The 7,370-nt window shown below is 38.6% G+C and carries 9 protein-coding genes and 2 pseudogenes; 7 read left to right on the top strand and 4 right to left on the bottom strand.

Annotation, left to right across the window (positions count from 1 at the left end):
- From AN944_RS21935 to AN944_RS20635, 3 genes and pseudogenes are all read right to left on the bottom strand, one after another.
- Positions 1–202 (bottom strand): annotated as a pseudogene (locus AN944_RS21935) (hypothetical protein); the annotation flags it as partial.
- Between the two features lie 122 nt (positions 203–324).
- Entirely contained in the window at positions 325–1,095 is a 771-nt protein-coding gene (locus tag AN944_RS20640; protein ID WP_157936243.1) for a replication initiation protein, read from the bottom strand.
- Between the two features lie 113 nt (positions 1,096–1,208).
- Positions 1,209–1,442 (bottom strand): hypothetical protein, encoded by a 234-nt coding sequence (locus AN944_RS20635; protein WP_055026536.1) that lies wholly within the window; start codon positions 1,440–1,442, stop codon positions 1,209–1,211.
- 871 nt (positions 1,443–2,313) lie between these two features.
- Here AN944_RS20635 and AN944_RS20625 point away from each other — a divergent pair.
- The 7 genes from AN944_RS20625 (at position 2,314) to AN944_RS20600 (ending at position 7,032) form a co-directional block, all read left to right on the top strand.
- On the top strand, positions 2,314–3,216 hold the full coding sequence (locus tag AN944_RS20625; protein ID WP_055026534.1) for a phage integrase N-terminal domain-containing protein: 903 nt from the start codon (positions 2,314–2,316) through the stop codon (positions 3,214–3,216).
- A 208-nt stretch (positions 3,217–3,424) separates the two neighbouring features.
- The gene (locus tag AN944_RS20620) at positions 3,425–3,676 is read left to right on the top strand and encodes a hypothetical protein (protein WP_055026533.1); all 252 of its coding nucleotides are present in this window, start codon (positions 3,425–3,427) and stop codon (positions 3,674–3,676) included.
- Complete coding sequence (locus AN944_RS21660) at positions 3,666–3,818, top strand: hypothetical protein (RefSeq protein ID WP_157936244.1); 153 nt, start codon at positions 3,666–3,668, stop codon at positions 3,816–3,818. Before AN944_RS20620 ends, AN944_RS21660 begins: the two co-directional genes overlap by 11 nt.
- Positions 3,819–4,021: 203 nt before the next feature.
- Positions 4,022–5,515, top strand: coding sequence for a hypothetical protein (locus tag AN944_RS20615; protein WP_055026532.1), 1,494 nt, complete (start codon positions 4,022–4,024; stop codon positions 5,513–5,515).
- A gap of 631 nt (positions 5,516–6,146) precedes the next feature.
- Complete coding sequence (locus tag AN944_RS20610) at positions 6,147–6,452, top strand: type II toxin-antitoxin system RelE/ParE family toxin (RefSeq protein ID WP_055026531.1); 306 nt, start codon at positions 6,147–6,149, stop codon at positions 6,450–6,452.
- 72 nt (positions 6,453–6,524) lie between these two features.
- Positions 6,525–6,824, top strand: a complete 300-nt coding sequence (locus AN944_RS20605) for a HigA family addiction module antitoxin (RefSeq protein ID WP_055026530.1) — start codon at positions 6,525–6,527, stop codon at positions 6,822–6,824.
- A gap of 13 nt (positions 6,825–6,837) precedes the next feature.
- Positions 6,838–7,032: a hypothetical protein gene (locus tag AN944_RS20600; protein WP_055026529.1), complete on the top strand. Its 195-nt coding sequence runs from the start codon at positions 6,838–6,840 to the stop codon at positions 7,030–7,032.
- A 22-nt stretch (positions 7,033–7,054) separates the two neighbouring features.
- Here the strand turns inward: AN944_RS20600 and AN944_RS21930 are convergent.
- Positions 7,055–7,370, bottom strand: a pseudogene (locus AN944_RS21930) (hypothetical protein); the annotation flags it as partial.

Here is a 7,370-nt window from a genome sequence, read left to right as displayed (position 1 = left end):
CTTTGTGTTGTTTTTTTTCGTTTTTAGGTGTTGCAACTGGTTGCAGTTCTCCGTAAACCCTGATTAATTCAGAGGTTTCAACCAAGGGGAGCCCATCCCTATCTCTTTCGATGGAAAGCTTACCTGTGCTAATGTGCCGCCATATCGTAGTTCTGTTTTTACCTACTAGTTTAGCTGCTTGTGACAGATTGACTTTAGCCATGTTGCACCTTTTATCTATTCATCAAGAGATGAGGTGTTGCTTGTGTTGCAGTTATTGTACAGCATTACTTTTGGGTTAGCAGCTAGCCCAACTATTCTTTAAGGTTTTATAGGATGGTAGTGTTAAAATAAATTCAATTGATCACATGGTTTAAATTTAAACTCAAGGCTATCTACAGAGCGTCCTTTTTTAATAGCTCTCCAGGTTACGTCAATTTCATTCTGTGTGAGGATTTGTTCAATCGCAGGTTCAATAACTTTTTGCCTAATTTGAGAGTATTTGTAGCTTTTGGGCGTATCCATAGCATGGCGGAAGTCTTTTAATGAAATGCGAATCAAGCGCTCTTCATTGGCTGGTTTTTTGGTATTAGCAAACTGCGCCATTAGTTCCCATAAGCGCCATGAGTAACCACTGGTAAGGGCTACTGTAGATTTAAGTTTGTATTTTGTGTATTGGTCCTTAAGGCTGAACACTAAGTGTGGGATTGTCTTTTGCCCGAACGTTGCTTCAACCCACCCTTCTCCGTGGTGGTAAACTACCCCTTCAAGCCAGTTGTATTTAAATTCTTTTTTCCCTTTTGGAGTGTCTTGTATTACACGCCAATAACGGTCAAAGAATTTGTCTGTACCTTTCAATAAATCTCTATAAGCAATGTTCATCGGGATGTCGAAAGTTTCTGAGTATTCTGCTGCTGTAATTCTGATTGTGGCGTCTTGGACTGGGATTACACGCCCTAATGCCTTTCTGTGTTTACTATTATCAAACTTTGCAATAAATAGGGCTACAATACGTTTTTCAACTAGCGTCAGTCCGTGAGCTGCACGAGTTATTGCGTGACTAATCGATATTTGCAGGTCTGTCATCTTGTATTCTTTATTTTCAGCAACTTCCATAACCATCAACTAAGTACAATTAGAATTTGTACCTTTTTTATCATGGGTACACTTAGTAAGTCAAACCTCATCGGTTGCTGGTACATTTAGATTGTAAGCTGTGGATTAGACCATCAAAAAGGTACACTTAAACCATCAAAAAGGTACACCTCACCATCAAAAGGGTACATTTCACCATCAAAAGGGTACATTTGCGATTTTTTACTCCTCTGTAAGCCTTGGCGCAACTGGCCTGTAGCGATCACCACTTTCCCTAAAAACGTTTTTAAAAACGATCTAAAAACGATCTTTTTAAAAGGTAAAAGCATTGTGGATAAATCCACATCAAAGAAAAAATGAATCGGCATTTCTTGGCTAACGCCAAGGCCGAAAACAAGCGAAAACCGAAAGGTTCGCTTTGCCTACGGCCGTTAACCGGTATTTGAAGTTGGAACTTGATTTAAAAGCATGTTGCTTCGCAACTGTCTGGCAGGAATATCAAATCTAAGGGGTCTAATTCAAGGTTTAAGACGTTTTTAGCTAAAAAGCGTGGACTTGTGGGGTTTGAATCAACAAAAGAGCTAAAACGCTTCCTGGCGCCTCTGAGCATGGGCCGATTAGCGAAGTCTATCAGTCCATGAGAAGTGGCTAATTTCTCTGCTTGAATATCAAATTTGAAAAAAGTAACAGTTTCAAGTTTGATAGCCCTAGTATCTGTCACTTGGAGGAACGGCAAGTGACAGATACGGCAAACCTACAGTGCTCCTTGGCTTCACTTCTCCAAACTGCAATCACAGCAACATTCTCAAAAGTTGCTAATAGCAACTTTCCGTTTGTCATCGACAAAAAACAGATAGAGAATTGAGGTTCAAATCTCGCATCCCTCGATGCTTATATCAAAATATTAAAATATGGAAATATCAGATTGGTTTTCACTGAAACCAACTTTAAAGCTCCAAATCAAATTGGGTGTAAGCACGCAATTTCAACACTAAATCAGGAGCACACTTAACCTTCAACCGATTGGCAAATAGGAAATCCCAACATCACCTTGCAGGATTTTTAAAGTTCAAAAGAGCTGACTGCAAACGGCTTAATTTAGGCTATTAATTCAACAAAGCTTACCGCTAAAAGCGGCTTTCATATTCACATTTCGGGTATGAAATGGCTTAGAAAACTAACCGACTGAAGTTGAATTTATTGAAGGTAAAAGTTTTAAACAATGAATGAGTAGGGCTTATGGCGAAGGGTAAACATAATTTAAAGTGGGAGCTGACAAGGCTTTGTAAGCAGCAGCATCAGTCAGCGATGAGAGCTAAGCAGGAAGGCTTTGCAACCCAAAAAAACCGCACTGACATTTTACGCTTGTGTGCTGACCAGCTAAAAGTCGGTGGATTTCGCAATATGAGCGTCAAATCCCTCAAGCCAAAGCATGTTGAGCACTTGGTTAAGCAATGGCACAGCGAAAATATCGCTACTGGCACGATTAAAAATCGTATGAGTGCATTGCGTTGGTGGGCTGAAAAAATAGGTAAAAAAGACGCAATAAATAAGGGAAATGAAGCTTACGGAATTGCAAAGCGAGATTTGGTGGGCGCTGCGAACGCCAAGGCCAGAGAGTTAGACCTGGTTAAATTGACAAGCATTAAAGATCCAGCGACATCAATGGCGTTGGAACTGCAAAGAGCGTTTGGTTTGAGAAAAACAGAGGCTATTTTATTTCATCCTAAGACGGGGTGGAATGGCGATTCGATCACGCTAAAAGGTTCAACATGCAAAGGCGGTAGGCCACGAACTATCCCGATCACTAACCAACATCAAACCGCTTTATTAAATCGTATTACTGCCACTGTTGGTGACGGTTATCTCATCCCTGTTAATCGTAATTTAAAGCAGCAGCTGGAGATTTATAAGCACGAATGCGGTAGAGCTAAGTTAGATAGGAACCACGGCTTGAGGCATCGTTTTGCTAGGGATCTTTATCAAGAATTATCAGGCCATAAATGCCCTGCCGATGGCGGGGTAAAACGCACTGAAATGACAGATTTGGAGCGACAAAGAGACAATGAAATCAGGCTAGAAATCTCTAGAGCATTAGGCCATGAAAGAATTGGCGTTGTGTCCGTTTATATTGGGGTTTAATCTTCCTTTTTTGCTTCAAGATATTCCTTTCTAGTCTTGTAAACAAAGCGCCCATAGACGATAAGAAAAACCGATATAGCAATAAGACTTATGAGCAGTGGGTAATTCATTTAGCCCCCTTGATGTGACAACTTATAATCAAAATATATCTTGAATTTGTAACATTATCAATTTACCTTTGAATTTGTAACTTATTCAAGGTGGAATTATGGAAAAGAAACAACATGGTGGTGCTCGCCCTGGTGCAGGAAGAAAAACAAAATACGAAAACACCGTGGTTATGCGTGTTCCAGAGAAATATAGGGGGGCGGTTAAGGCGCTGATTACACATTTAGATGCGACCGACATGATTGATAAAAACTATTCCGCAGTAGAATCTAAACCCGTTTACTTACGCTCTTTGCAAGATAAAAGTCAGCAGATAACCTTTAAAACAGAAGCGCCTAAAAATGAAATCTAAAGCTGAATTAATGGCAGAACTGGAGAGCTTAATGTTAGAGCTTAATGAGCTTATGGATATGCCTGCTGACTCTCCAGAAGTGAAATCTTGGTCAAATCGAGTCCTTGAAATTAAGGAGCAATTGAGCCAAAAAATACACTGAGAATACATCTTGAGTACGTAACCCTTTTCAAGTGGCTGATGGCCTAATTAACATGCTGATTGGCGAATATTTAACCTCTTGGTAGAGGGTGACACCTAAGTTGTTAATGAATTGTTTAATTCTCCCTCTCATATGTTACTCTCGCCCCACTGATGGAGGGCGGTATTAGATTTATCGTGAGTAAATAATAAAATGGAGTTTTTATGATAAAAAAAATTGTAGGGTTAGGACTTTTATTAATAGGTTTTGAGGCTGGTGCAACATCACCTCCACAGCCTGCACCCGACATTTTTAATGAGTGTTATCCCAGTAGCTTAATTAAACTTGAAGCTGAATTCGACATTCCTAAATACAAAAAGTTTCATATACCCAAAGGTGAGTCTTTTAAGAAATGTTTTCAAGTTTCTGGGCATTCTGATGACGTAGGGTTATTGGTTGTACGTACATCGGTAACCAATAATGATAAAATTTCTGTAGTAAAAGGGCCTTATAACCTTCTTAGTAAAGGTAAACCTAACATATCACTAGCAATGAAAAATGTAAGTCGTGAAGTTTTTAATTTGTCAGACTCGTTTGGTGCGAGACAAGATGCAACTTTATATCCTCTATTCAGTGTCGCCCCATCAACAGAGGAACGGACGATTGTTTTTGGGTATGAACTTACTGATAAAGGCTCACTTGCTTTAACAGTTGGTGTAACTACAGATGAACCTGTTAAATACGTCCCCAACAAAGAAGAGCAACTGTCCCCTCAATATTCATCAGGAATAGGTGAGGTGGATATACCTAAATATCTAAATAGTGAAGGTGTAGTATCGGGAGTTGATAGCTCCCTTTTTTATGGGGCAAAAGGAAGTAATGCTGGAAATTGCCCCGTGAACAGTTTACCTCCTGCAAACATTAATCAGGTTGCACCACTTAATGGTTCTCTTGCAATAATAGAATCCCAAAAAGGAAGTTATTATTCAGATAATCCAGCCATTCAAAAAGGTATTGACATGTTCTTTCAAGGTGGGGCTGATCAGAAGTATGCTAGTAAATCAGCTTTAGCTACCACAGCTTTTTTAGTGGCTGATAAATATAAAGATAATAATGATCAGTACTCATTTGTTATCGGGGCTGCAGCTAAAGTAGCAGGAAGCTCTTCTCCTGCCGCTCTTTTAGGAACTGTTGGTGGGAATATCAATAACGACCTTGTTAACAAAGGGAGTAATTATGCTAAGCATTATTTGAAAGACAGTAATCGACATAATATTAAGGATTCCTGTGATAGAGAACCGGTTGAAACACCTGGGAAGTGCACTGTACCAGAAAGGCATAAAGACTTTTCAATGGTCTCCACTTCTGCGGTAAAGTATGAACAGTATCCTTTTGATTATGGAGAAGGTGTTGATTTATTGTTTGAGATCGATGCGTTTGAAAAGCCTGATGACTTTTGGTTAGTTGCTACAGGTGGTGATACTTATCCTTCTAGAAGGATTTTAGAGGTTCGAAACTTACGCTATAAAATGACACAATCTTTTTTTAATTATAGTACTAAAGCATCAGGTGAGATATATATGAATGCTAGCGCAAGGGAAAGTAGTTCTGCAATCTCAATAAAAGTGACTTGCACCGTTTCGAAATCAAACAGTCACAGTAAGGATGATAATATTATTATTATCCCACCCCCGCAGGAACCTATAGAAGTAATGTAAAAATAGGATTAACTTTATACCCCCTCCCTCAGTTTTTGATAAACAAACTTCCTATTAGGGGTTTGTGCCCACTCAGTATTAATTATCTGGTTTGAGTATCTTAAAAGGCTTAAAGTAAATTAAGTCTTTTTATCGTTTTAAGTTGGAAAAAACCTTATAAATTTTTATCTAGAGTGGTTTAGTTTTATGATTTTTTTGTTTTCACTGAAAACAAAAGTGCAGAAAACTCGACTTTAAACCGCTATTCCCCCTCTGCTGTTACCGTTCTTTTTTTATACTGTGGAATGTGTTTTTTCGTATTAAACTTTCAATGGTTTTAACGGTCATTCGGCGGGTTTATATTGGTTAATTGTAGGTTTGGTCGTTTATTTACTCTGAACTGAGAGTTTAGATGGGTAAAGTAGGCTATTTAACATAACTGCCAATTGCGCGCAGTTTTAGGGTTGACACCTGTAACGTTACAGGTTACTATTGTTTTGTTGCAAATGACTACCCTATGAGAAGCACTCCGAAGAGAGTAAATATATTCAATAGTTTGGATAGTGTTATTTGGTAACAATGAAATCAAATAAAAGGATAAAACTATGAATTTATTTAATAATATTACAGCTTACATTCGGAGGTATTGGCATTGGCAATCAAAAGTTTTTCACATAAAGGGCTCAAGAAATTTTACGAAAATGGTGATGAGTCAGGATTAAATTCTAACCATACAAATGCAATTGGAAAAATATTGGATTTTATTGATGGTTCACACCACCCAAAAGACTTAAAAGCTATCTTTCAGAGAAAGTTTTCTGAAAAAAAGGGGTCTGGGTCTGGTGTGTATAGTATTGAAGTTAACGGGAATTGGAGGATAACTTTCCAGATAGTAGATGATGGAGCGATTTTTCTCGATTATCTTGATTACCACGGAAAGAAGATAAAATCTCGTTAGCTTTTAAAGACCACTATAATTAAGGTTGTAGTGGTATTTCTCCCTCTTAATTGGAGGGAATTTGGAGAAGAAATGAAGCAGACAAGAAAACCTACGCATCCAGGTGAATTTTTTAAATTTGCTGTTTTGGATGAGAGGGGGTTATCGATAACTTCAGCTGCAGAATATTTGGGTATTACCAGAAAGGCTTTGAGTGAGTTTGTTAATGGGAAAGCCAAGTGTTCTCATGCTATGGCTAGAAGGTTAGCCGAGTCTACGGGAACGGGCGTTGCTGTTTGGATTAACATGCAAGCAAAGCTTGATACTTGGGAGGCTGAAAATATGGAAAAGCCCGACAATATAAAGTTCTTACCTGAGGTGAATGTCGCCTAAATTATGAGGCCTTATGAATATACCGATTGATATAGATTGCCCCGGCTGTAATAGAAGCATTAAGTTAAACGTGAATGAAATGGTTCCAGGAAAAAAAATCAACTGCGGTAATTGTAAGGCTGAAATAGAATTTACCGGAGATGATGGACGTAAGGTACAGAGAGAGCTAGATAATCTAGAGCGTGCTTTAAAAAAATTAGGTAAGTAATAAGGGGCGGATAAGCAATGGTTTATCCGCCCTTATTGTATTTGTTTTTAATTTCATTTCGTAGAACTATATCAGCGATGCATGTGGCGTTTTTAGGCCACAGGGGATCATTCTCTGGTCTATTCTCACTAGGGGACTCATGTTTGTATACGAGTCTGTTAGTGAGGCTTGTTATTTCCTTTCTCATTTCAGACTGCTCTTTTATTAGCATATCTATCGCACTTAACAAATCTTCATATGAGGGTGTTGCTTTGTGTTGTTTTTTTTCGTTTTTAGGTGTTGCAACTGGTTGCAGTTCTCCGTAAACCCTGATTAATTCAGAGGTTTCAACCAAGGGG

It is taken from the genome of Shewanella sp. P1-14-1, assembly GCF_001401775.1.
GTDB classification, from domain to species: Bacteria; Pseudomonadota; Gammaproteobacteria; order Enterobacterales; family Shewanellaceae; genus Shewanella; species Shewanella japonica.
This window is presented reverse-complemented; position numbering and strand designations above follow the sequence as displayed.